Raw genomic sequence first — 26,803 nt, 5'->3', positions numbered from 1 at the left:
TCCTGATCTTGTGACTGCTGCGTTTCCTTTTATTTTGACTTTACCTGGATCTGAGACTGCTTTTTCATCAGCCAGTCATAAAAAGTTGCTTTATCTTCTCCGATGACACGGTCTGTAAGTAAATATCCATGGGATGGATCTGTAAAAATGATGGCCATCCCCGGCAGCTTTGCGATCCTTACCATTTTTCTCCACGGGATCTTATCGTAAGTATTTCCCACTTTTACCTGGATCCCAACATCATCCAGACGGATCTCTGTGTCCTCCCCGGAACCGGATGCCAGTTTTCCTGCACTGAGATAGACAGCCAGCGGCTGAAGGATTGGAAAAAGGCAGCAGCCTAAAACCATACAGATGCGGAATACGGTTCCCGAAGACTCCCATTTTGCACAAGTAAGAGCTATAAGAGCTGCTGTAAAAACAAGGTTTACCATGCCGGTCATGGAATGGTAGATGAAATACATGGACATTTTCCAGTATTCACCTCTGGTTGTTTTATAACGGTATTGGTACATGAATTGGTCCCCCTTGAATGTGCGTATACACTCACGAACCCCGCGCATTCGCACTCTACTGCCTGCTGACGCAGGCGGTTCGTTCGTTAATGGCTTGAAAAAAACAAATGTCTGCTTCGCAGCCGCTTGTTTTTCCCTGTGCTCATTACATTATAGCATAAAAGGGGATGTCCACGACACCCCCTTTATTTTTATATGTACTACACTTTTATCAAACTTCTGTCATTCTATCAATGTGCAAATACACTTGGAAGCCATAAGCTGATTCCTGGTACGAAGGTGATCAGCAGCAGGGTAATGATCATGCACAGATAGAATGGTAATGTTGCTTTTACAACCTTTTCCATCGGGATCTTTGCAACAGCAGAACCGATGAAAAGTACAGCACCTACAGGAGGTGTCAGAAGTCCGATACCACAGTTAAGGACAACCATGATACCAAACTGGATCGGGTCAATACCAATAGATGTTGCGATCGGCAGAAGGATAGGAGTTGCGATCAGGATGATCGGAGCCATATCCATAATGCAGCCTAATACCAGAAGGATCAGGTTTAATAACAGAGCGATCAGGATTGGGTTATCAGTCAGTCCAACAATAGCCTGAGCTGCCAGATCCGGTACGTGAAGTCTTGTAAGGCAGTAACCGAAGATACTGGAGGTTGCGATCAGGATCAGTACGATAGAAAGAGTATCTACACACTCGCCCAGGACTCTCCAAACACCTTTCCAGTCAAGACCTTTGTAGATAAATACGCTGACGATCAAGCTGTAGATAACTGCAACTGCTGCAGACTCAGTAGCTGTGAACACACCGCCTACAACGCCGAACACTACGATCAGAACGGCTGCTAATGCCCAGAAGGAAACGCTTAACTGCTTTAACAGGTTCTTCATGCTGAACTTGTCGCCCTTTGGATAGTTGCGCTTTACAGAAATAATGTAAGAACCAACCATCAGGGATGCTGCTAAAAGAGCTCCCGGAACATAACCCGCAAGGAATAAGCTTCCTACGGAAATACCACCTGCTGTGGTAGCATAAATAACCATGTTGTGGCTAGGTGGAACCAGAAGTCCCTCACAGGAAGAAGTAATAGTAACTGCAGTAGAGAAGTCACCGTCATATCCCTGGTCAACCATCATAGGGATCAGAATAGATCCTAAGGAAGCAGTATCTGCAGATGCAGAACCGGAAATACCACCAAAGAAATAAGATGCAACGATGTTTACCATTGCCATACCGCCTCGCATCCAGCCTACGCAGGCATTTGCCAGAGCGATCAGTTTTTCAGAAATACCACCGGAACCCATCAGGCATCCCATTGTGATAAAGAAAGGTACTGCCATTAAGCTGAAAGAGCTGATACCTTTTACCATCTGCTGACAGATGGTAGTCAGAGGAAGCCCCTGGGCCATCAGACAGAATACAGAAGAAAGAGCTACTGCGTATGCGATCGGGAAACGCAGCATGATCATAAGGAAGAAGCTTCCCAGTAATATAAGAATTGCCATGCTATTTACATCCATACTACTTCTCCTCCTTTACATAAAAGCTTCTGATATGATTGTACAGTGCTTCGATCTCGAAAATGATCATCGCAACACCTGCTAACGGAACCGGCAGATACATCCAGAAACGGGATACTCCAGGCATACTTACATAAGTACCCTTTGAACCGATACCGGAAGCATAAGTCCAGCCTACAGTCAGCATGATGACAGCCAGTACTAAAACAGCTACATCAGCAAGGATATCCAGGGATTTAACCAGCTTCTTTGGCAGATAGCTGTCAAGAGCGGTCATACGGATATGAGCACCGCGGCGGATTGCCAGAGCTGCGGAAAGCACAGCCATATAAGCCATACAGGAAAGAACTACTTCTTCAGACCATGCCGGATCTGGAATAAATGAGATATAACGTCCTGCAACGGACATACTGGTAATAGCGATATCAACTACAAGCAAAAGCTTGCAGATAAATAATACAAATTTATATACCGCATCATACAAAGGACGGATCTTATCGATCTTTTCAAAAATTGAAGGCATTCTTCAGTCCCCTTTCTTAATTAAAAGCGCAGGAGAGACGCGCTCCCCTGCGCCTAATACACCATTTCCCTATTTAACTGGCTGACTCAGATTATTTTGCCATATCAAGGATCTGCTGATACAGTTCTGCGTTATCCTTTGTAGAGGACTCGATAATGTCCTTGCAAGCTTCCTGCCATGGAGTCTTATCTTCTACTTCTACAACGTTTACGCCATTTGCCTTTAACTCATCCAGAACTTTGTTCTCTGCTTCTTCAGAGATCTTACGGTTGAATTCAGATGCATACTTTCCAGCTTCGGTCAGAACATCCTGCTGCTCTGGAGTTAATTTATCCCAAGCGTCATCTGTGATGATAACCTGGATAGCACCTAAGGTATGTCCATCAAGGATCAGGTTAGGAGCAACTTCTGGGAATGCGTTGGACTGATAGTTTGCGATTGGCTGCTCAGCACCGTCAACAACGCCGGTCTGCAGTGCGGAGTACAGTTCGTTGAAGGAAACAACAGTTGCGTTTGCGCCAAGTCCAGCTACCATACCGTTCATGATCGGGTCGTTAGAAACACGAAGCTTCATTCCCTTTAAGTCTTCCAGACCATTTACTGGCTTAACAGTGAAGAAATGACGGAAACCTTCTTCTCCGTAGAACAGACCTCTTACGCCCAGTCCGTTGTCATGCGGTTCCATTAAGAACTCTGGAGCCAGTTCGCTATCTGCAAATTTCCAGAAATGTTCACGGTTTACAAATGTATAAGGTACAGACAGAAGTACGGACTTCTCTGCGCCGTAGCTTGTCAGAGCGAATGCGGAGATACGGGACATATCAATAGTTCCGCCACCACCAAGCATGGTATCCAGAACGTCGTTCTCAGAACCAAGAACACCACTTGCCTGCAGGTCTACAGTGATAGATCCGCCGGACAGCTCTTCTACTTTCTCTTTGAATGCTGTATCAGTCTGTCCAACGATAGTATCCAGTGGATTAACCTCTGCCATTACCAGAGTAACTGCAGGTCCTACAGGCTCCCCAGCTGCTGCAGACTCTCCTTTGGATTCCTCTTTTGCTTCTGCTGCTGTGGTCGCTTCCTCCTTAGCTGCCTCAGTAGCTGCTGCTGTAGTAGTTGTTTCTGGGGATTTTAATCCGCATCCTGCCAGTGATCCGGCTACCATAGCTGTGCAAAGTGCTGCGCTTAACCATCTTTTTTTCATTTTGTTTACCCTCCTGTTAATACGTTTTTCACATATTGTTTATGTTTTTTTACGCTTTCTTTATGCTGATTTCATTATAAGGGTAAAATCTTGTTCTGACCATGGTAAATTTTTGATAATCCTAGTATGATTTTGACCTATACCGTAATTTTTTGTTATAATTCAGCCATGCGCTGGCTTGGAGATTATTTTTCCCGGAACACAGTATTTCGATACTCTGAAGGACTCTGCCCTGTGATCCTTCTAAACACTTTTGTAAAATAATTAGAGTCTTCGTATCCTACTGACTTTCCTATATCCTTAATATTGACGGTAGGTTCTTCTAACATTTTTTTCGCCATGGAAACACGGTATTCTGTAAGATACGCTGTAAAATTCTGTCCAAAACTCTGCTTGAAAAGCCGGCAGAAATAAGGCTCTGAATAATTCATCTTGTCAGCCAGATCCTGTACAGAAAGATCATACATGTAATTTTCACGGATATAGTCCCGTATGATCTCTGTTACTTTATTCATGCGCAGATTTTCACCTGCATCATCTTCTGCCAGTTCTTCCGGATCGTCCCGTTTTTCTTCCTCGGATACCTCTTCTGTCTTTTCTTTCTGAAAATCTTTTTCTTCTCCCGCCATTCGCATGGCTTCTTCCAGTACCAGCATCAATTCTTTTTCATCCCAGGGTTTTAAAAGATAATCTAACGCCCTGACTGTGATTGCCTTCTTGGCATAGGCAAATTCATCAAAAGCTGTAAGAAAGATAATACAGCATTTTTTATCCTTCTCCCTTATCCGCTCTGCTGCCTGGATTCCGTTGATACCTGGCATTTCAATATCCAGTATGGCGATCTGGATCTTTTCTTTTTCATATATTTCCAGTGCTTCTCTTCCGTTTTCTGCCTGGAAGATCTCACACTGCCCCTTCAGGTTCTGGCTTAATGTTTTAAAAAGAACCTTTCTCTCGATCATTTCATCATCTGCGATCAGCAGTCGGTACATATACTTCTTCCCCCTGTTTTTCTTCTCCCTGCGGTATCATCAATTGTATCACTGTTCCTTTTCCTTCCCGGCTGTAGATCCGCAGATCTCCCTTTTGGTACATCATATGGACACGCTTATAAATATTTCCAAGCCCGATCCCAATCTTTGCCGTGCGGTGTTCTTTCATTGCTGCAGCAACTTCTTCGCACCGCTCCTGACTCATACCAAGGCCGGTATCTGCCACTGAAAGGATCAGCATACGGTCCTTTTTCCAGATCCGGATATGGAGGATACCTCCCGTTTCTTTTTTAGAAAGACCATGAACCACCGCATTTTCTACAAGAGGCTGCAGGGACAGGGACGGAATGATCACGTCTGCCGCATCCGTCTCCAGGCTCAGACGGTATTTGATCCTGCTTCCAAAACGCATTTTCTGAAGATACATATAGTCATTTACGATCTTTAACTCCCGGTCTAATGTTACAGTCTGCTCCCTTGTTTTCAGGTTATAGCGGAACAGATTTCCCAGACTTAAGATCATCTTTTCCGTATCCACAGCATCTTCCAGTTTTGCGGTACATGCGATCATATTCAGGGTATTAAAGAGAAAATGGGGATTGATCTGGCTTTTTAACAGTTCCAGCCTTGCGCTTCCTAACTGTTTTTCCATTTCACTGCGCTCTAATTCCTCTTTGTGGAGCAGCTCCTGCATTTTGTTATTTTCTTTCATGGTGGCAATATAGCCCTTGGTACTGTGTTTCATTACATTGAAAGCTGTGACCAATTCTCCCATTTCATCTTTATTTTCTATGATCAGGTCCGGCTCATCAAAGTCATTGGCAGCTATCTTTCTGGTACTTGCAGCCAAAGATACAATGGGTTTTGCAACGGAATTTGAAAGAATTTTTGTCAGCCAGATCGCTATGATCATAAGTGCGATGGAAATGGCCACAATAATATACGGAATATTAGAAAACATTGCTGCTTCTTTCTGATACTCTTCTGTTCCTTCTGCCATGGTTATCTGCACCAGACGGCCGGTATATCCCTGGAGGTACTCCTGCATTTTGTATACGTAATACAGTTCGTCTACAAATTCACTGCCTGTTTTATTTCCTTCCGCTACGTCATCACGATAAACTTTGTAACCTTCATAGGCATTTCTTATGTTCCATGTCCTGGCACTGCGCTCTTTTCCAATCCTTCTGTACTCAGAAGGCAGTGACCACAGGCAACGTTCTGTTCTTACACATGCCACCCTGTAAGTATCCCGGCTTTCCTGGTCTGCATTTCGCACATAATGCTCAAAAGCTCTGATTTCCTGATCCAGTGCCTCCTGAAAGTCATTGCAGCGGGAGTTGTCATTCAAAATTCCTCCAAAGCTTCCCAGGGATACGTTGGTGATCCACACATTAAAAGAAGCGGAAAGAGCCATGATCAAAATGACCATGGCTGCAAAAATTCCTATTTTTCTTTTTATGGAGATCGTCATCCATAGCTTTCTCAGAGAAGGACGCATGATAACCTCCTGTTGTAATTCTTATGTCAGTTTCTTTATGTCTTTTGTAGCTTTTTAGCGTTTTTTATTACGGCCTCTTTTTTTGGCTGCTCTGAGTGCTGCTTTTTTTGCTGCAGCTGAGGTTGGAGCCGGGGCTGCGGGTGCTGGAGATGGAGCTGGCTCTGGTTTTGTAACTGCTGAAGCAGGAGTTGTTACTGGCTCTGCAATCGGATCTGCAGGTGCTAAAACTGGTACTGGTTCAGGCTTTGCTGTTTCCAGTTTCTTTGGTTCTTCTTTTGCAGTTGCCAGCTTTTTCGGCTCTTCTTTTTTTGTTTCCAGCTTGTGAGCTTCTGTCTTGGCAGTTGCTAACTTCTTTGGCTCTTCCTTCGTGGTCTCCAGTTTGTGAGTTTCCGTCTTGGCGGTCGCAAGCTTTTTTGGCTCTTCTTTCTTCTCTGCCGTCAGTTTTTTGAGTTCTGTTTTCTTTGTAGCTAACTTTTTCGGCTCTTCTTTTTTCTCCGTAGTCAGCTTCTTCGGTTCTTCCTTCTTTGTTGCCAGCTTCTTCGGCTCTGCCTTCTTTGTGGTCAGTCTCTTCGGGCTTTCCTTCTTTGTGGTCAGTCTCTTCGGGCTTTCCTTCTTCTCCTCTGGTGTACAGGAGAATACCATAAAGCTCATTGGCGGGATATGGATCTCAATGGAGTTCTCTCTTTCATCCCATTCTATCTTCTTGGATGCTTTCACACGGCTGTTGGTACGGCCTTCGCCGCCAAATTCTTTTGCATCACTGTTGAAGATCTCTTTATATTTTCCTGCAAATGGTACGCCCAGGCGGAATTTCTCATGATCCATATTATCAAAGTTACATACACAGAGCAGAGTTTCTTCTTTGCCTCTGCGCAGGAATATGATCATGCTTTCCTCATGGTAGCTGCAGTTGATCCACTCAAAGCCTTCCGTATCAAAGTCCTGCTCATACAGTGCCGGATGGGCCTGATACAGCTTGTTTAACTCACGGACGTAGGTCTGCATGTTCTTATGCAGCGGATATTTTAACAGATCCCATTCCAGGGACGCATTTTCGTTCCACTCATCGATCTGGCCATAGTCCTGTCCCATAAATAACAGCTTCTTGCCTGGATGGGACATCATAAAGCCATAGGCAGCCCGCAGGTTTTCAGCCTTTGCCTCTAAAGTCTCTCCCGGCATCTTACCCATCATAGAGCCTTTTCCGTGAACGACTTCGTCATGGGAGAATACCAGGACAAAGTTTTCACTGTAGGCATAAAGCATGGAAAACGTCAACTCGCCATAGTTATTTTTACGGAAATATGGATCACAGCGCATGTAGTTGGTGAAATCGTTCATCCAGCCCATATTCCACTTATAATCAAAACCAAGTCCGCCGTCTTTTGGATCACCGGTGATCATTGGCCATGCAGTAGACTCCTCTGCGATCAGCACCGCACCGTTCTTTCTGCCCTTGAATACAGTATTTAAGTGCTTTAAGAACTCTACAGCTTCCAGATTTTCATTTCCGCCGTAGATATTTGCCACCCATTCACCGTCATTTTTACCGTAATCCAGATACAGCATGGAAGCCACCGCGTCCATACGGATGCCGTCTGCGTGGTACTTCTCAGCCCAGAACAGTGCGTTGGCAATGAGGAAGTTAGATACTCCCGGACGGCCGTAGTTATAGATCAGTGTACCCCAGTGCGGATGAGCGCCCTTTCTTGGGTCTGCATGTTCATAGACGCAGGTTCCGTCAAAGCATGCCATTCCGAAAGCATCTCTCGGGAAATGGGCCGGTACCCAGTCTAAGATCACACCAATGCCCTGTTCATGCATATAGTCCATGAAGTACATGAAATCATCCGGTGTTCCATAGCGGCTGGTAGGAGCATAATAACCAGTTACCTGATATCCCCAGGAAGCATCTAAAGGATGTTCCATGATCGGCAGCAGTTCTACATGGGTATAGCCCATATCTTTTACATACTCAGCCAGCTTTACAGCCAGTTCCCTGTAATTGTAGAACTCGGAGCCAATGATATCTTCCCCGTTTTCGTCCTTGGCAATCTCTTTTCGCATCCAGGAACCTAAATGGACTTCATAAATATTGAAAGGCTTGTCCTTTGTATCAGAAGCAGCCCGCTTGTCCATCCATTTTTTATCTTTCCACTGGTAATTGTTGATATCCCATACAATGGAAGCATTATTTGGACGCAGCTCTGCATAATTTCCATATGGGTCTGCCTTCATCATAGGCAGTCCAGCTCTGGTCTTGATCTCATATTTATAAAGGCATCCTGCTTTCAGGCCCGGAATGAACAGCTCAAATACGCTGGCATCTCCTTCGCCTACTTTGCGCATCTGGTGGCGTCTGCCGTCCCATAAGTTAAAGTCACCTACTACACTGACACGCATGGCACATGGAGCCCATACTGCAAAATAAACGCCTTCTACTCCGTCAATGGTCATTGGATGAGCACCCATTTTCTCATAAATGTCGTAGTAGATACCTGCACCGAATTTCTTTAATTCATCTTCTGTAAACTGTGGTCCGAAAGAATAGGGATCGTGGATCTCTTCTTCGGTTCCATTATCATAAGTGACAAGTAAGGTATAATCTGTCACTGTTTTTCTTGGGATCAGTACAGCATAAAATCCTGCTTCATCTGCCAACTCCATAGGGTATTTTTTCCCATTTCCTGTAAGCTTTACAGTGATCGCTGTTGCGGTAGGTATAAATGCCTGTATCAATAAGCCTTCTTCTGTTGCATGTGGTCCTAACATTCTGTGAGGATCGGCTGACTCTGAATAGGTCAGTTCCTCAATCCCCGCCCAGTCCATAATATCATATAATTTCTGTTCCATCTGCGTGCCCCCTTTTAGCAAAAACAATGTTGTTTCTATTATAGCTGTTTCGCCCGTTCTGAAATATTCTGTCTGAAATTGATCACATCATGCTCATATTCTTCATCCATAAGAGGTGATGAGATCATAAAATCTGCACTTGCCTTATTGTTTGCAATGGGAATATCGTAAACCTGTGCAATACGCAGCAGTGCCTTTACATCCGGATCATGAGGCTGTGCTGTCAATGGGTCGGAGAAGAAGATCACGAAATCGATCTGTCCTTCTACGATCTTGGCGCCGATCTGCTGGTCGCCTCCCAATGGGCCGCTGTTATATCCCTTTACCGGAAGTCCGGTATAATCGGTGATCATTCTTGCAGTTGTTCCGGTTCCGCATAAGAAATGTTTCTCCAGAATGGATTTATGTTCCTTGCACCATTCCATTAATTCATGCTTTTTCTGATCATGGGCGATCAGGGCGATATTTTTCTGCTTCTTGATAGTCATTGGGACAAATTCCATTGTATGCATACCTCCTTATGTTGCCTGTCTCTTGTGTTGCTGTCCTAAATATATAGTATACAATTGCTCATTTATGATGATGCCGCCGTCAGGCAGCATACATGTTTATTCAACTACCGGATTGGTAAGTGTGCCGATCCCTTCAATGGTACATTCTACTACATCTCCAGGTTTTAAGAATTTTGGCGGTGTAAAGCCCATTCCTGCGCCTGCCGGTGTGCCGGTGGCAATGATGGTTCCAGGTTTTAATGTCATGCCTTTTGAAAGCTCACTGACGATGTGGTCAATACCAAAGATCAGCAGTTCTGTGTTGCTGTCCTGTCTCAGTTCCCCGTTGACACGGGACTGGATAGAAAGCTTTGGCGGATATGGGATATCTTCCACTGTGGTGATACATGGTCCCATTGGGAAAAATCCGTCTAAACTCTTTCCAAAATACCACTGGTTATGCTGGGTCTGAAGGGTTCTGGCACTGACGTCATTGATAATGGTGTAACCAAAGATGTAATTTTTTACCTCTTCTTCCGGTACATTTTTTGCTTCTTTTCCAATAATAACAGCCAATTCTACCTCATAATCCAGATCGGCTACAATGTCTGAATGGCTTTCAATGCCTTCGCCGTTTGCCACTGCCTCGTTTACACGCTTGGAGAAGTAAACGGCATAGGGACGTTCGCCTCCAAATGCCTCTTTCTTGTAGCGGGCAGACTCCTCTGCGTGAGCCATATAGTTGATACCCAGGCAGATCACATCCTGTTTCGGATTTGGGATCGGCGCCAGAAACTTTACTTCTTCAATAGGTGCCGCTCCTCTGATCTTATAAGGGTCCTGACCGGACACATATTCAAGCAGCTGTTTTTCTGACTCGCTGATCCCCTCGATCAGTTCCTGCATGGTCTTATAATCCATATCCAGGGAGCGAAGAGGATAGACCCATTTTCCGTCTCTGCTGATCACGCCCAGACCGCCTTTATGTTCCACTTCATATGTAACAAGCCTCATAACAGCCTCCTTATTTCATTTAGCAATTTCTTAATGCTTACTTTATCACATTTTTCGGATATTTTCCACCTTGCCACAAATGTTTTACATAATCTTAGAAAATTTAGCGGACAATTCAGACGTCATTTAAGCGGTTCCTGCGCTCATCATTTTGTAGATCTGAATAACTGCCGTTGGTGCCAGCGCACCTAAAACCACTGCCAGTAACTGTGAGCCTGTCAGATCCCCTGCGGCAAATACATCCTGAAGCTGAGGCACAAAAAGCACTGCACACATAAGGACTACACCTACAAACAATGCCATAACACACCAGAGATTGCTTCCTATTCCCAATGAAAGCAGGCTTTTTCTTCCCCTGCAGTTAAAACCATGGAACAGTCTTGCCAGAGTCAGAGTGGAAAATGCCATAGTACTGGCAATGGCTTCCCCGCCCTGGGAATATCCCATTTCCCATGCCCACATGGTTGCTGCACCAATAAGAAAACCCTGGAATAAGATCTTCCCTGCAAATGGAAAAGAAAGGATCCCTTCTTTTGGGTCTCTGGGAGGCTGGTTTAAAAGATCCCGGTCTGCCGGTTCCATACCTATGGCAATGGCAGGAAGGGAGTCTGTCAGCAGGTTGATAAACAGCAGATGCACCGGCGCAAAAGGCAATGGAAGCGCCTTGATAGATGTATACAGTACACAAAGGATCCCTGCCATATTTCCGGACAACAAAAACTGGATGGAATTTTTAATATTCCGATATACATTTCTTCCATTTGCCACTGCCTTGATAATCGTAGCAAAATTGTCATCTGTTAAGATCATGGCAGCGGCATCCCTTGAAACTTCTGTGCCTGCTTTTCCCATAGCGATCCCTATGTCCGCCTTTTTTAAGGCAGGAGCGTCATTTACCCCGTCTCCTGTCATAGCTGTAATGTGCCCTTTTTTCTGCCATGCTTCCACAATGCGGATCTTATGTTCCGGAGACACCCTGGCATATACGGAGATCTTTTCCAGTCTTTCCTGCAGCTGCTGATCGCTCATCTGATCCAGATCTGCTCCTGTAACAGCCAGATCACCAGCTGTAAAAATACCAATCTCCGAGGCGATCGCTGCCGCAGTCTCTTTATGATCCCCGGTGATCATGACCGTGCGGATCCCTGCTTTTTTAGCATCTGCCACTGCCATTTTAGACTCCGGCCTTGGTGGATCTGTCATAGCAGCCAGACCCAGAAAGATCATATTTTCCGCCTTTGCATCCCTGATTTCTTCCTCTTTTAATGGTTTACATGCCAGTGCCAGAACCCGCATTCCCTTTTTGGACCATAGACCGTTCTGGCGAAGGATCCGCTCTTTATCAGAAAAGGAAAAGGGACGTCCCCAGGAAGCAGTCTCTTCTTCCTGAAAAGAGGGATTGACTGCCAGACTGCATTTAGACAGCAAAACGTCTACCGCCCCTTTTACAAAAAGGATCTTTTCTCCCCCTTTGCTGCATATGGCACCCATATATTTTTTATCAGAGTTAAAAGGGATCTCCGAAATACGACGCCACTGCCTGCGAAGAAGTCCGGGATCTTTTCCTGCTTCTTCTGCCATATGTAAAAGAGCCTGCTCTAAGGGATCTTCTTTTTCCCCGATCTCCTCTCCGGAAGCATTATTTGCAAGAATGACTGATCGCAGGAAAAGAGAAAGATCCGGGTGGTGGGAATATTTTTTTAACTGCCCTGTATCCATGACCTTCCCATTTATGCAAACAGCCTCTGCCCGCAGACTGTTTTGGGTCAGTGTCCCTGTTTTATCAGAACAGATCACAGATACACAGCCTAAACTTTCCACTGCTTTCAGGTCCTTTATGACTGCATGCTCTTTTGCCATTTTCTGGGTTCCCATTGCCTGGACAATGGTCACAATGGAGCCAAGAGCCTCCGGGATGGCTGCAACCGCCAGCGCTACCGCAAACATCAGGGCATCTAATACAGGCTCCCTGCGATACAGGCTGATCAGAAAGATCGCCCCGCAGATCCCCATAATTCCTAAGGCCAGATGGCCGGAAAACCGGTCTAAACTGGCCTGCAAAGGTGTTTTCTTTTCCACTGTGCGGTTCATCAGGGAAGCAATGGTCCCGATCTGGGTATCCATTCCTGTTTCCGTCACTACCGCAGTTCCCCTTCCGCCAGTGATCAGAGCACCGGAAAAGACCATATTGCTCTGATCTCCCGGAGATAAAGGCGTTTTTCCTGCCGGCAGTTTTCCCTCTCTTTTTTCCACATTTAAAGCTTCTCCTGTAAGAGAACTTTCGTTGCAGGTAAGGCTGCAGGACTGAAGGATCCGGCCGTCTGCAGGTACCATTCCTCCTGTTTCCAAAACCAGGATATCCCCTGGAACCACCCTGGAAGATGGCGCCGTACAAACGCGTCCTTCCCGGATCAGAAGTGTTTCCGGAGAAGCAAGTCGCTTTAAGCTTTCCAGGGATTTTCGTGCTTTCTGATGTTCCACAGTCCCTAAAATGGCATTTAACAAAAGGACGGAAAAGATCACAAGAGCGCTTTCCGGATCTCCGGTAACCATGGATACCCCCGCAGCCCCAATGAGGATCATGACCAGAAGATCTTTAAACTGTCCTAAAAATACCTGCCACCAGGGCATTTCTTCCTGTTCTTTTAAAACATTTTCCCCATATGTTTCCAGCCTTCTTTCTGCCTCTTTCTCATTTAGCCCGGTCCTGTTGGTGCCAAGGCGCTTTAAAACTTCTTCCTGGGTCAGACCATACCATTGTGCCATTCCTGCCTCCTATAGACTCTGTATAGACTTCATATAGAAAAAAATGAGGATGCCCTGACCCGTCTGGCCTTTACAGCATCCTCATCTGAATGTATATGTATTTCTCTTTTATCTTTATGCAGGAAAAAACAGGCTTATGACCTGCCTCCGAATATCATCTCAAAAGCAACTCTGTATCCTAAAGGAAGGGAAGCTTCTTCTACATATTCCTCTCTTGTATGAGCGCCGGCTCCACTATAGCAGCCCACACATACGCTTGGGATTCCCATAGAAAGCGGGATATTGCAGTCTGTAGAACCAGAACCAACTCCAGGGCAGATTCCAGTCACTGTCTCTACCGCTGCTTTTGCACGTTCAAGAAGGCGTGCCTGACGTTCTTTATCTACATCACCGGAGCATGGACGGATGCCCAGGATCTCATAAGTAATATCAAGACCGGCTGCCTTTGCCTCATTTACTGCTGCCTCAAATTTTTCTTCCATATAAGCCAGATTTACTTTTCTGTCAGAGCGGAACTCGTATAGCATGGAAGCTTCCTGGGCAATAGTATTAACAGAAGTACCGCCGGAAATAGTACCCACGTTGTAAGTGGTCTTTCCGCCTTCCGGCACCTTGATCTGATACAGCTTTTCAATGATACCTGCCAGTTTTTCAATGGCATTATCATTGCCAAAATTGCCAAAAGAATGTCCGCCCTGAGTGCGTACCGTCACTTTATAACGGTTAGATCCCACTGCTTCATCTACCAGATGCTCCAGACTGCCGTCGAAGGTGCAGAAAGTGCTCATACGGCTGCCGTAATCTTCGCAGATCTTTTTAACGCCTTTCAGGTTTCCAAGACCTTCTTCTCCTGAATTGCATACAAAAATCAGTCCAGGTTCTGTTTCCGGCCGGATCTGGTTAAGTTTGCCTTCTTTTATCATAAGAGCAGTATATTTTGCTGCCAGAAGAACACATACAAGGCAGGCAGTATCATCACCTACTCCTGGACAGCAGATACGTCCATTTTCCACCTTTAAAGGAAGTTCCGTCTCATCTGGAAAAACTACGTCTGTATGGGCCATATAAACATCCACATTATCCCTTAAAGCAGCTGGATAAACTACATTTAATGCCTCATCAATATAGACGCCCTCTGCCCCCTGTTCCTTTAACCAGTTACAGCAAAACTGGGCTCTTTTTTCCTCATGATTAGATGGGGAAGGGATCTTCGCAATGGTAAGAAGCAGGTCATATGCCTCTTTTTCATGTTCCTTGATAAAACGTTCCATAGCTTCATTTAACATGTTCTGTTCCTTCTTTCCGGTTCGCTTTCGGACCTTTGCTTTGTGTTTTTTTCTTTTCCGGGCATTTAAGTCCTGCAAATACCTGGATGGATCTTGCAAGGACAAGAGCCTCTTTCTGGTCATCCAGATGTCTTTCCTTACCTGACGGCAAAAAGCCGTTCATACTGTCTTCAGCTGTATCAAGGACCTGATGCCAGATATATCCTGACGGCAGATTGGGAAGTGCAAATGCATGTGGCTCCCAATGCATGTTGTAAGCAGTATAGAAATAAGGTTCCTCGCTGCCGTCTGCATTTTCCCCATAAGAAGCACTGTAAAACACCCCCAGCTGGCGGCTGTAGCGTTCAAAGTCCGGACACCATGCCTTTTCCCCGTGGAAAGACACATCCGGCAGTCCTACTGACTTATGATCCATTAAAGTAGGTTCTGTACTGCGGTGGAACAGGCTGTGCTTTTTGCGGAATGCGATCAGGTTTTTCGTAAACTCATAAAGCCCCTTGTGAGAGTCTAATAAATTCCAGTTTAACCAGGAGATCTCATTGTCCTGGCAATAAGCATTATTATTTCCCTTCTGGGTACGGCCAAATTCATCACCAGCCATAAGTAACGGGGTTCCCTGGCTTAAGAAAAGCATGGCAAGAGCATTTTTAAGCTGACGTTTTCGTAAGCCAATGATCTTTTTCTTTCGCACCGGTCCTTCTGCGCCACAGTTCCAGGACTGGTTGTAATCGGTACCGTCATGGTTTTCCTCGCCATTGTCCTCGTTGTGCTTATGATCGTAAGAAACCATATCCATTAAAGTAAAGCCGTTGGTATTCGCCATGTAATTAATAGAAGCCACTGCATCCGGATTGTCCTTTACATGAAGAGCCACCTGGTTTAACATACCTTCATCGCCCTTTAAGAAGCTGCGCATATCCAGCATAAATCCTGTTTCGTAAGCAGATAAACGGCGTCCGGTCTCTTTCTTTTCTTCTTTGGTTCTGTTGCCCCTGTCTGTTTCCGTCGCAGTTCTCACTTCATCCCAGTTCTTCGCCCAAAGTTTCAGATCAGAAAGATATGGGTCTTTCACAATAGTTTCCAAAGGGGCATAACCTACTAAATGGATACCATCTACATGATACTGGGCAGCCCAGAAGCGGAGTACATCTACCACATAGGAAGGAGACTGTGTCCCGTCAAAGTATAATTCAACGACCAGCTCCAGACCTTCTTTATGTAATGCCTTCACCAGAGTCTTAAACTCTTTTACCGGATCCTTTTTCTGTCCCGGCGCTGCGCCTGCATAGGCTGCTTTTGGCGCAAAGCTGTGTCCACAGCAGTACCCCCAGTAGTTTACCTTTCCTGGAACATCTTCCATGACTTCATCAAATTCTACAGGCGGCATCATTTCTACTGTAGTAATTCCCAGTTCTTTCATATAGGGGATCTTATCAATGACCGCCCCAAAGGTTCCCCTTTTCCAGCTTTCCCCTTTAAATGAGGCATGTTTTGAAAAACCTCTCGGGTGTATCTTGTATACAATACACTCATTGGCTGGGATCTCAGGCCGCTTGTCATCTTCCCAGTCAAAGGCTTCTTTCACTGCTTCAAAAGGTGTGTGAAGTGCCTGCCCTGCTGCCTTCTCGTCTCCCCATTTTTCCCGTCCTGTAAAACAGGTTCCAAAAGGATCAGAGATCTCTTTTCCATCTTCCTCAAAAGCGTATTCCAATCCGGTAAAATCCCCTTTTACCGTCATGAAATGCACATTCCCCATACGGGCATTTTCCGGAAATGCAAGTCTGGCCATCCGTTTTCTGCTTCCCTTTTCAAAAAGCAGCAATGCCGGACTTTTCTCAGAAACAAATGCTACATCAAATCCCCCCGGAGTCTTTGTCACTCCCAGCGGATAGATCTTTCCTTCATTTGTTTCTATGATATACTCTCTTTTCATATATTGCCGCCTTTCAGTTTCCTTCTATTAAATTACATTACACTGCTAAATCTTCATGCCCTCTAAACAGCATTGCTGCAAAGGAGCTGTTTCCCAGATCTTCCCTACTTCTGGCTCTCGATCTGCTCTACCAGGTCAGTGAGATACATCCACCGGTCCATCTTCTCTTCTAACTGTGCCTCTTTTTCTGTCTTTTCTTTCATCAGTTCATTGAGACGGGTATAATTGCTGGCAGATTTCTCGATCTCTGTTTCCAGGGCTGCAATGGCCTCTTCCAGACCTGCAATATCCCCTTCAATGGTCTCCCATTCTCTCTGCTCTTTGTAGCTTAAACGCAGCTTTTTCTGGGCACCGGAAGTCTCTTTCCAGTTATTTTTGTTCACTGCCTTTGCATTTGCAGCGTTTTCTTCGTCAGTATCTTTATCGGATGCCTTTCCAGAACCTGCATTTCCGGCTCCAGCCCCATTTCCACTGATCTGTGGATGACGCTCATTCCATGCACGCTGATAATCGGTAAAACCACCCTCATACTGCTGCACCACACCATTTCCCTCAAAAGCGAAAATGCGGTTTACCACACGGTCCAGGAAATAACGGTCATGGGATACAGTGATCACAATACCAGGGAATGTATCCAGATAATCTTCCAGTAAGATCAGCGTCTGGATGTCCAGGTCATTGGTCGGCTCGTCCAGGATCAGTACATTTGGCGCTTCCATAAGGATACGCAGAAGGTACAGACGGCGTTTTTCACCTCCGGACAGCTTTCCAATGGTTGTATACTGCATACTGGAAGGGAACAGGAAACGCTCTAACATCTGGCTGGCGCTGATGCTGCCGTCTTTTGTCTTTACGTACTCTGCTGCATTGCGGATATAGTCGATCACCTTCAGGCTTTCGTCCATAGCCTCATTTTCCTGGGAGAAATAACCCAGCTTTACAGTCTGGCCGATCTCTACTGTACCGGAGTCCGGCTGTACCCAGCCGGCAATGATCTTCATCAACGTAGACTTTCCGCTTCCGTTCTGGCCGATAATACCTACACGGTCATTTTTCAGGAAGATATAGGTGAAATCTTTCATCAGCACCTTATCACCATATGATTTGCAGATGTCCTTCAGCTCTACGGTAGTACGTCCCAGACGGCTGCCAATGGACTCCAACTGTACATTTCTGTCATACTCCGGACCTTCCTGGTCACGAAGCTGCTCATACCTCTGGATATGGGCTTTCTGCTTGGTAGAACGGGCTCTGGCACCACGCTGCATCCAGGCGATCTCTGTGCGCAAGATGGACTGGCGCTTGCGCTCTGCTGCCTCTGCCATGCTTAAACGCTCTGCCTTTAATTCCAGATATTTCTCATAACCGCCCTGATAACTGTACAGTTTTCCCTTGTCCAGCTCTACAATACGGTTGGTAACGCTGTCCAGGAAATAACGGTCATGGGTGATCATTAAAAGAGCGCCCTTAAATGCCTTTAAATAACCTTCCAGCCAGTCAGCCATCTGGCTGTCCAGGTGGTTGGTAGGCTCGTCCAGGATCAGCAGATCTGCTGTACTTAAAAGAACGCTTGCAAGAGCCACACGTTTTCTCTGTCCGCCGGAAAGAGTCTCCACTTTCGCGTCAAAATCTTCGATCTCCAGACGGTTTAACATGGTCTTGGCAGAAGCCTTTAACTCTTCCACAGAGCTGAAATGAGGCTCGTTTTTATTGTCCCTTACAATGCTGTCAAGAATGGTATCTCCAGGGGTAAATTCCGGGATCTGGGGCAGATAGCGGATATACAGGCTGCGGCCTTTTACAACCGTACCGCCATCCGGCTCCTCCAGACCTGCAGCGATCCGTAACAAGGTAGATTTTCCTGTGCCGTTGATACCGATGAGACCCACTTTTTCTCCTTCGTTGATAGAAAAAGCAGTGTCGTTGAACAGCAGGCGTTCTGTATAGGATTTTGTTAAATGTTCGATGGTAAGTAAATTCATATTGTTCATTTTCCTCTTATTCATACATCTTAGAAAAGTATAACACAAAGGAAAAAAGGGCACAACAAAACACCGGATGTTTTTTATCCACATCCGGTGCTAAGATTTTCTGCTTTTTTCACATATCCGACATTAATCTACATTTCCATATAATTCATGGACCTTACTCATAAGAACCTTTCCCACACTGTTACGTGGAATTTCTTCTACGATCTCCACATACTTAGGCTGTTTGATCTTTGCCAGATTTTTACTACAGTATTCTTTTATATCTTCTGCTGTAGCCTTAGAGCCTTCTCTTAAGACTACAATGGCTTTTCCTACTTCACCTTTTCGCTTATCCGGTACACCGATCACACAGACTTCGTGAATACCAGGACACTCCTTCATGATATTTTCAATCTCTACCGGATAAATATTTTCGCCATGGCTGATAAACATGTTCTTTTTACGGCCTACAATGTAATAATATCCTTCTTCATCCTGCTGGGCAATATCACCGGAATGCATCCAGCCATTCTGTAATGCTAGTTCTGTCTCCTCCGGGTCGCCCCAGTAGCCGGAAAACATGGCTGCAGAGCGGATAAACAGTTCTCCTTTTTCACCCTTTGGAACATCTTCGCCTTTTTCATTTACAATGCGAAGCTTCACATAAACCATTGGTTTGCCTACAGAAAGGCGTTTTTCCTCAATATCCTTTACGCTCATGGAATTAATAGGCATTGCAAGAATGCCAGGTCCTACTTCTGTCATTCCATATCCATTACAAAATCGAACACCCTTTTTCCAGTAAGCTCTCATAATCTCCAAAGAAGCAGGCGCTGCGCCACAGCGGATACGTCCGATCTCAGAAAAATCAGCTGTTTCAAATGCCGGATCTTCCATCATATACTGGAAGATAGTAGGAACTCCTAACAGGAATGTAAGATGTTCCTGCTTCATGATCTGGAATACATCCTTTTTGTCAAATTTTCTGGTCATGACCATTCTGGCACCTACATATAATAATGGCATCAGAAGGCTGTTCCAGGCTGCTGCGTGGAATAAAGGCAGACATACATAAACTACATCTCTGTTGTTAACGCCATAAGCTGTCACCTGATTGATCACATTGTAATAAAGAGCCCGATAGGAGATCATCGCTGCTTTAGGGATACCTGTGGTTCCGCCTGTATGTACAAGCATTGCTATGTCTTCAAACTGATGCTCAGGAAGAGGGCGATCTTCATCAGAATACTCTAAGACCTCCTGATAACAGGCCAGATCTCCTTCCTGCTTTTTGTCTCCTATGGAAATAAATGCTAACTCTGAGAAACGTTTTTTCAAAGCAGCTGCTTTTTCTTTAAACTCTTCCTCATAAAGCAATACAGACGGCTTTTCTTTTAAGATCAGCTCTGAAAGTTCTCTCTCTGTCAGCTTTACATTATAAGAAGTCATAATATATCCAATGCGGACAATGGCATAGAACATATCAATATGCTGCACACAGTTTCCGGCGCAGATCGCCACTCTATCCCCTTTTTTTATTTTCGCCTTATCTGTCAGGAAATTCGCAAGTTTTCTGGAACGTACTTCAAAATCCTGATAATAATAACGAATGCCTGTAGTATAGTCCAGCAAAGTTTCACTTTTGCCGTCCCGTTCTAACCGGCTCATAAAAAAGTCCCGGATGATCTCATTATCGTTCATCATGTATATCCCCCTTTAGATCTCACTGTCGGAAACGTCTTTGATCTTGTTATAATAAGCCAGATAATCTGGTGAGATCTTTTCTTTTTCCAACATAGTCAATACCGTTAATATTACAACACTTGCCGGTACTGCAGCCCAGAAAGGCTGTATTCCAAAAGGATTTCCGCTAAAGTGCCATACACCTGCTAAAATGCCGCCGATCAGGATGGACCAGAATGCAGCCCGGTTGCTTACCTGCTTCCATACCAGTGCAATGATCAGCACCACACCTGCTACGGAACGGATCTGGAATGCTCCTAATATCTGTGTCAGGATAGAAGAAGTAGTAAGTCCAAAACCTGTGGCTACTAAGGCCATTACAACAATGGAGCCCTTAGAAAACCGGATCTGTTCTTTTTCACTTGCCTGAGGCCGCACCAGCATGTAAAAGTCTCTTGTCAGTGTAGCAGATAATGATAAAAGAAGTCCGGGGCCAGTAGAAAGAATGGCTGCTAAAACTGCCATGCTGACAATACCGCTGAATACCGGGTGAACACTTTCTGCCATGGTATAGATGATATTTCCAGCCTGGGCATCAGGCATTGTCACAAAACCCGCAATACCGATCAGAGCCGGCATCAGTGCAAATGGAATAACCAGAATACCAGACCAGACAATACCACTTTTTGCTGTTTTCAAAGACTCTGCTCCTAAACAGCAGTTTACAACTGTAGAAGAAAGGATCATGGAAAAAGCAGCTCCTAACACCTGGGCCGCTACCGTTATTTTATCCGGATAAGTAACGGTAAAATAATGAGCCGGTGTATTTGCCATCATATATGCCAGACCTCCGGCTTTTCCTACAGCAAGGAAGCTGACTACAAACATTCCTGCAAACATCACAAGAGAATGGATCACATTCATTCCTGCAATGCCTTTTAAACCATGAAGAGCCATATAGGCAAATAAAATACCTACGATCCAGGCTAAAACAGCCTTATTTACACCTAACATGGATGAGAGAAGGGCAGCCGCGGCAATGGGCTGCTGGGAAAATATGATCCCATATACAAACATGATGATGACTAACACCACCAGACGCACTCTCTTATCAAAGCGAAAGGCAAATGCCTCCGGTACAGACATTACTCCAAAATGACCTGCTCTGCGATAAAATTTCGCCGTACAGAACACAAATACCAAAACTCCCAGTACCATTCCCCAGTTGGTCCATACAGAAGACAATCCCATTTTAAAGGCACTGGCAGCATTTCCTACTGTAGAACTTCCTGCAACCATTTCCCCAAACATTAAAGCTACGGTAAGACCTATTCCCAAATGCTTTTTTGCTACAAAAAAATGCTGTATGGAATTGTCCCCTTTTCCATTCATGATCTTTCCCGCGGCTGTGGTAATGATAAAATACGCAACCACCATAAATAATTCTATCATATCCCTCTCCCATCTTAGCTGATGCAGTAAGGCTTATTCAGCCTTACTGCTCCGTATCCGTTTTGTAAGTTCCGGGATTATCTCAAATAAGTCCCCTACGATCCCGTAATCTGCAATGTTAAAGATCGGTGCATCTGGATCTTTATTAATAGCAATGATCACATCCGAAGATGACATGCCTGCCACATGCTGGATGGCACCGGAAATACCACATGCAATATAGATCTTTGGTCCAACGCTCTTTCCAGTCTGTCCAACCTGGTGTAAAGAAGAGATCCAGCCGGAATCTACAGCTGCTCTGGAAGCACCGATCTGGGCACCGATCTCATCTGCCAGCTCTTTTAATACTTCAAAACCTTCTGGTCCGCCAACGCCTCGGCCACCTGAAACAATGATCTCTGCTTCTTCCAGGTTCACATCTGCTCCGCCAGCCTCTGTAATAACCTCTACAATGCGGGTACGGATCTCATCTGGTCCAAATTCCACGGTTTCATGGATGATCTCGCCCTTACGTCCTGTATCTTCCTCTGGCTTTTTAAATACGCCTGGACGTACAGTACCGATCTGTGGTCTGTGATCCGGGCAGAGAATGGTTGCCATCAGGTTACCACCAAAAGCAGGTCTGGTCCATTTTACAAGACGGGTCTCTGAATCTACTCCCAGCTCTGTACAGTCTGCAGTAAGTCCTGTCTGCATACGGCTGGATACTCTTGGACCTAAGTCACGTCCATTATTGGTAGCACCGATAAGCAGCACTGCCGGATTATACTTCTTAATTAAGGTACACATTGCCTTTGTGTAACCATCTGTGGAATAATCCTTTAATTCCTTCTGGTCTACTACAATGGCTTCGTCTGCACCATAGTGGATAGCCATTTTTGCAAAATCTTCGATCTCATTTCCCGGGATAATGGCAACTAATTTCTCTCCCAGGTCATCTGCCATTTTTCTTCCCTGTCCAAGAAGCTCCAGGCTGACTCCTTTTATTTTTCCTCTGACTACTTCTATAAATACCCAGACATTTCTAGCATCACTCATAAGTCTGTCCCCTCCTAAAATGTGATCTTAGCTTCAGACAGCAGCTTTAATAAATTACCGGCTTGCTCTCCTGCATCTTTTCCTTCTACACGTACTCCTGTAGAATGAACAGGTGGAACAAAAGTCTTTTTAACTTTGGTAGGAGAACCCTTTAAGCCAAGTCTTGCCGGGTCTAATTCAGGCAGGTCCGCAGCTGTTAATGTACGCACTTCCATACGGTTTGCCTGCATTTTCCTGCGGATATTTGGATATCTGGGCTCATTTAAGGATTTTACAGCTGTAAGAAGGGCAGGAAGTTTTACCTCTATCTTTTCATAGCAGTCTTCCTGCTCTTTTGTTACAGTTAAAGTTGTGTCATTTAATTCAATATCTGCAGCATAGGTCACCTGCGGGATACCTAAATGTTCTGCAATTTCCGGGCCAACCTGTGCGGTATCGCCGTCAATTGCCTGTTTTCCACATAAGATCAGATCAAATTCACCTAATGCGCGGATAGCAGCAGACAGTGTATAGCTGGTAGCCAGTGTGTCAGCACCACCAAAAGCACGGTCACTGACCAGTACCATGTTGTCAGCACCCATTGCGTAGCATTCTCTTAAAGCTTCTGCTGCCTGGCCTGGTCCCATAGAAAGGACAGTTACCTCTGCCCCATATTTATCTTTTAACTGCAAAGCAGCTTCCAGGGCATTTTTATCAAATGGATTTACAATACTTGGAACTCCATTACGAATCAATGTATTTGTCACCGGATCGATCTTTATTTCTGTTGTATCCGGAACCTGTTTTACACAAACAAGAATCTTCAATCTGTTCACCTCTCCTTTGCTCTTTATCAGCTTTTTATCAGCATTTTCCAATAATGGTCTTGCCAATGATCTGACGCTGTACCTCATTGGTTCCCTCAAAAATACGATATACTCTTACATCACGGAGCATTTTTTCAATTGGGTAATCCTTAGAATATCCATAACCGCCTAAGATCTGAAGTGCTTCATCTACGATCTCATTCACAGCCTCTGAAACATAGGTCTTACTGATAGAGCCCAGGCAGGAAATAGGCTTTCCTTCATCTACTACCTTTGCTGCATACATCATCATAGCTCTGGCTGTCTGAAGCTTGATCTCCATATCAGCGATCTTAAACTGAATGCCCTGCAGCTTTCCAATCGGTTTGCCATATGGGCATCTTTCTCTGGTGTACTGAGCTGCGATCTCCAGTGCCTTCTGTGCAGTACCGATCAGTGGAGCTACGCAGATAGGACGGGATTTCTCCAGAGCCTTCATAACGATCTTAAAGCCATCCCCTTCTTTTCCGATGATATTTTCAGCTGGAACATGTACATCCTGGAAAATAACATCTGTTGTATTAGAAAGACGGATACCCATCTTGTTTTCTTCTTTTCCAACGCTGACGCCTGGTGTATTACGTTCAACGATAAAGCAGCTTAAACCTTTGTGTCCCAGTTCCGGGTTAGTAGAAGCTACTACTACATATACATTTGCCAGCCCGCCGTTTGTAATAAAGGTTTTGGTACCATTGATAATGTACTCATCTCCTACACGGACTGCCTTGGTCTTGGTTCCTGCTACATCAGAACCAGACTGAGGTTCTGTGATACACATAGCGGAGATCTCACCATTTAACAGTCTTTCTGCCATAGCCCGCTTCTGCTCTTCGCTTCCGCCTGCAAGCACCTGCTTAAATCCAACAGTGGCTGCACCGAAGCTTACTGCAAAACCACAGTCTACACGGCCAAACTCTTCACGAAGAAGAGATAAAGTCTGCAGATCAAATCCCGGACCACCGTACTCTGCCGGGATATCCATTCCCCAAAGTCCGATCTCTCCCATTTTTTTAAATACTTCCATTGGGAATCTGGAAACTCCATCACACTCCTGTACCAGTGGTGCCAGTTCATTTTCAAGGAATTTACGAACAAGCCCTGTAATATCTTTCTGCTCTGCAGTCATTAATTGCCATTCCATATATTTTCCTCCATTATCTATAAGAGATGAAGTTATCTTCCTTTAAAATCCGGTTTTCTCTTTTCAAAAAAGGCATGTATTGCTTCTGCATGATCTTCTGACTTGCACAGCTGATACTGGTATTCACCTTCATTTTCCATAGCATCTTCCAGTCCCTGATATAACTGTCTGTTTACAAGACGTTTCATGCGTTCATAAGCAAGTGCCGGGCCTTTTGCCAGCTTTTTCGCGGTCTTCATGACCATTTCTTCCAGATCTTCAGGAGCAGCGGCGGCTGTGATAATGCCCCAGTCTGCCGCCTGTTCTCCTGTAAACCGGTGGCCTAACATCAGCAGTTCTTTTGCCTTTGCTGCTCCCAGGTTTTTTGTAAGCATAAGAGAGGAACCCATATCCGGAATAAAGCCAATGTTCACAAATGCAAATACAAACTTGGATGCCAGCTGTGCATAGGAAAAATCACATGCAAGAGCAATGCTTAAGCCGCCGCCTGCTACTGCACCTTCCAGCCATGCTATTACCGGCTTTGCGTTATTTACGATAGAAAGGATCACATCATTGTTGCATCTTAAACCAGGTCTTGTTTCGCAGCAGTTATTGTCAACTTTATATTTCATGCCCTTTACATCACCGCCGCCACAGAAATTCCCCTGTGCGCCGCGGATCACAATAACACGGACCTCCGGTGAATCACTGCATGCGTTTAATATCTTTGTAAGAGACTGTGCCCCTTCCATTGTAAGAGCGTTCAGTTTTTCAGGGTTGTTCATGGTGATCATTCCGATCCCATCTTTTAACTCAAAATCCACATACTTTAATTCCGGTACTTCCATTCCTGCTCCTCTTTTCTTCTGTTAAGTATTATTTTTTCATTTCTTCCTTGAATTCTTTCATCATCTGGTCGATCTCTTCATCACTATAGCCTAATCCACCTAAGACCTCATGGTTATGCTGTCCTAAGGTAGCTGCCTTGTGGATCTCACCAGGAACATCAGAGAAGAATGCATTGCAGCCTCTTGTCTGGTAAGTTGGCTGCTTAATATCATCAGGTGTAGGTGCCTGTACGATATAGCCCATATGTTTTACCTGAGGATCATCTACTACCTGCTGGTCATTATTAACCAGGCAATATGCCATGTGGCATTCATCCATTCTCACGCATGCTTCTTTTAAGGATGGGAAGCTGCTAAGCCATGCTTCGATCTCTGCAATGACCTTAACCATGTTTTTGGTGCGGGCACCGATGGTATTATACTCCGGATCAGTAAGATAATCCGGTCTGTTCATTGCCTTTGCAACTGCTTCCCATGCTTTTGCAGATGGTGCACAGATAATAACGCTTTCTCCCTTATCTGTATTGAAGCAGCCAAATGGGCATAAGCCACTGTGGTGGTTACCGTTTGGTTTACATAATACTCCGTCATTTAAGCGGTCAATGGTACTGTTCAAATGGATCATGCCCTGTAACAGGGAAACATCAATGTACTGGCCTTTTCCTGTTCTTCTCTGATAATGAAGAGCAGTCAGAACAGAAGCAAATACATTAAATCCACCAAAGTAATCAGCTAAAGCAATACCATGTTTTAATGGCTGTCCACCCTTTTCACCGGTAATACTCATCATACCGGAAAGTGCCTGTCCCATCATATCAAATCCAGGTTTCTGGGAATAAGGGCCGGTCTGTCCAAAAGCAGTTAAAGAGCAATAGATCAGTGACGGATTGATCTCTTTTAAGGTTTCATAATCCAGTCCCAGACGTTTCATAACACCTGGACGATTGCTTTCGATAAGAACATCTGCATCTTTTGCTAAAGCCTTAACGATTTCTATTGCTCTTGGATCTTTTAAATTTAAGGTAATGGACTTTTTACCTCTGTTTACCCATGCATGAGTCAGACTCTTTCCTTCCAGGATCGGTACATAGGTTCTTTCCGGTCCACCGTTCATCGATTCGATCTTAATAACCTGTGCGCCATAATCAGACATTTCCGCACTTGCTACAGGACCAGCCGCATTGGTAGTAAAATCAAGAACTTTTACATCATCTAACATTCCAGCCATTTTCATTTA

General features: G+C 44.9%; 20 protein-coding genes. All 20 read right to left on the bottom strand.

What is annotated here, in order from left to right; translation table 11 throughout:
* Nucleotides 1-29: 29 nt before the first annotated feature.
* On the bottom strand, nt 30-515 hold the full coding sequence (locus DW251_RS03345; protein ID WP_021870381.1) for a YcxB family protein: 486 nt from the start codon (nt 513-515) through the stop codon (nt 30-32).
* A 230-nt stretch (nt 516-745) separates the two neighbouring features.
* Nucleotides 746-2,041 (bottom strand): TRAP transporter large permease, encoded by a 1,296-nt coding sequence (locus DW251_RS03340; RefSeq protein WP_021870380.1) that lies wholly within the window; start codon nt 2,039-2,041, stop codon nt 746-748.
* A 1-nt stretch (nt 2,042) separates the two neighbouring features.
* Complete coding sequence (locus tag DW251_RS03335) at nt 2,043-2,564, bottom strand: TRAP transporter small permease (protein ID WP_021870379.1); 522 nt, start codon at nt 2,562-2,564, stop codon at nt 2,043-2,045.
* 91 nt (nt 2,565-2,655) lie between these two features.
* Nucleotides 2,656-3,771 carry a TRAP transporter substrate-binding protein gene (locus tag DW251_RS03330; protein WP_118300234.1) on the bottom strand — a complete coding sequence of 372 codons (1,116 nt, stop codon included), beginning with the start codon at nt 3,769-3,771 and terminating at the stop codon, nt 2,656-2,658.
* A 185-nt stretch (nt 3,772-3,956) separates the two neighbouring features.
* Nucleotides 3,957-4,763 (bottom strand): response regulator, encoded by an 807-nt coding sequence (locus DW251_RS03325; RefSeq protein ID WP_118300233.1) that lies wholly within the window; start codon nt 4,761-4,763, stop codon nt 3,957-3,959.
* Nucleotides 4,738-6,264 (bottom strand): sensor histidine kinase, encoded by a 1,527-nt coding sequence (locus tag DW251_RS03320; RefSeq protein ID WP_118300232.1) that lies wholly within the window; start codon nt 6,262-6,264, stop codon nt 4,738-4,740. The genes DW251_RS03325 and DW251_RS03320 overlap by 26 nt, the downstream gene beginning before the upstream one ends.
* Nucleotides 6,265-6,318: 54 nt before the next feature.
* Nucleotides 6,319-9,117 (bottom strand): 1,4-alpha-glucan branching protein GlgB, encoded by a 2,799-nt coding sequence (glgB, locus tag DW251_RS03315; RefSeq protein WP_118300231.1) that lies wholly within the window; start codon nt 9,115-9,117, stop codon nt 6,319-6,321.
* Between the two features lie 38 nt (nt 9,118-9,155).
* The gene (locus tag DW251_RS03310) at nt 9,156-9,620 is read right to left on the bottom strand and encodes a methylglyoxal synthase (protein WP_021870374.1); all 465 of its coding nucleotides are present in this window, start codon (nt 9,618-9,620) and stop codon (nt 9,156-9,158) included.
* 105 nt (nt 9,621-9,725) lie between these two features.
* Nucleotides 9,726-10,622 carry a fumarylacetoacetate hydrolase family protein gene (locus DW251_RS03305; RefSeq protein WP_021870373.1) on the bottom strand — a complete coding sequence of 299 codons (897 nt, stop codon included), beginning with the start codon at nt 10,620-10,622 and terminating at the stop codon, nt 9,726-9,728.
* A gap of 126 nt (nt 10,623-10,748) precedes the next feature.
* A complete protein-coding gene (locus DW251_RS03300) occupies nt 10,749-13,388 on the bottom strand; it encodes a cation-translocating P-type ATPase (protein ID WP_118300230.1) in 2,640 nt (879 codons plus the stop codon).
* A 134-nt stretch (nt 13,389-13,522) separates the two neighbouring features.
* Nucleotides 13,523-14,674: a M20/M25/M40 family metallo-hydrolase gene (locus DW251_RS03295; protein ID WP_021870371.1), complete on the bottom strand. Its 1,152-nt coding sequence runs from the start codon at nt 14,672-14,674 to the stop codon at nt 13,523-13,525.
* A complete protein-coding gene (locus DW251_RS03290) occupies nt 14,664-16,607 on the bottom strand; it encodes an alpha-amylase (RefSeq protein ID WP_182433569.1) in 1,944 nt (647 codons plus the stop codon). Before DW251_RS03290 ends, DW251_RS03295 begins: the two co-directional genes overlap by 11 nt.
* A 104-nt stretch (nt 16,608-16,711) precedes the next feature.
* Nucleotides 16,712-18,589, bottom strand: a complete 1,878-nt coding sequence (locus tag DW251_RS03285; protein WP_021870369.1) for an ABC-F family ATP-binding cassette domain-containing protein — start codon at nt 18,587-18,589, stop codon at nt 16,712-16,714.
* Between the two features lie 132 nt (nt 18,590-18,721).
* Nucleotides 18,722-20,281: a class I adenylate-forming enzyme family protein gene (locus tag DW251_RS03280; protein WP_118300229.1), complete on the bottom strand. Its 1,560-nt coding sequence runs from the start codon at nt 20,279-20,281 to the stop codon at nt 18,722-18,724.
* A 12-nt stretch (nt 20,282-20,293) separates the two neighbouring features.
* Nucleotides 20,294-21,712: a sodium:solute symporter family protein gene (locus DW251_RS03275; RefSeq protein ID WP_118300228.1), complete on the bottom strand. Its 1,419-nt coding sequence runs from the start codon at nt 21,710-21,712 to the stop codon at nt 20,294-20,296.
* A 33-nt stretch (nt 21,713-21,745) separates the two neighbouring features.
* Nucleotides 21,746-22,750, bottom strand: a complete 1,005-nt coding sequence (locus tag DW251_RS03270; RefSeq protein WP_118300227.1) for an electron transfer flavoprotein subunit alpha/FixB family protein — start codon at nt 22,748-22,750, stop codon at nt 21,746-21,748.
* Nucleotides 22,751-22,764: 14 nt separating this feature from the next.
* Nucleotides 22,765-23,556: an electron transfer flavoprotein subunit beta/FixA family protein gene (locus DW251_RS03265; protein ID WP_118300305.1), complete on the bottom strand. Its 792-nt coding sequence runs from the start codon at nt 23,554-23,556 to the stop codon at nt 22,765-22,767.
* A 37-nt stretch (nt 23,557-23,593) separates the two neighbouring features.
* The gene (locus DW251_RS03260) at nt 23,594-24,736 is read right to left on the bottom strand and encodes an acyl-CoA dehydrogenase family protein (RefSeq protein ID WP_118300226.1); all 1,143 of its coding nucleotides are present in this window, start codon (nt 24,734-24,736) and stop codon (nt 23,594-23,596) included.
* A gap of 32 nt (nt 24,737-24,768) precedes the next feature.
* A complete protein-coding gene (locus tag DW251_RS03255; RefSeq protein ID WP_118300225.1) occupies nt 24,769-25,566 on the bottom strand; it encodes an enoyl-CoA hydratase in 798 nt (265 codons plus the stop codon).
* Nucleotides 25,567-25,594: 28 nt separating this feature from the next.
* Nucleotides 25,595-26,800: a CoA transferase gene (locus DW251_RS03250; protein ID WP_118300224.1), complete on the bottom strand. Its 1,206-nt coding sequence runs from the start codon at nt 26,798-26,800 to the stop codon at nt 25,595-25,597.
* Nucleotides 26,801-26,803: the final 3 nt, after the last annotated feature.

It is taken from the genome of Clostridium sp. AM22-11AC (genome assembly GCF_003473545.1).
Lineage (GTDB): Bacteria > Bacillota > Clostridia > Lachnospirales > Lachnospiraceae > Enterocloster.
This window is presented reverse-complemented; position numbering and strand designations above follow the sequence as displayed.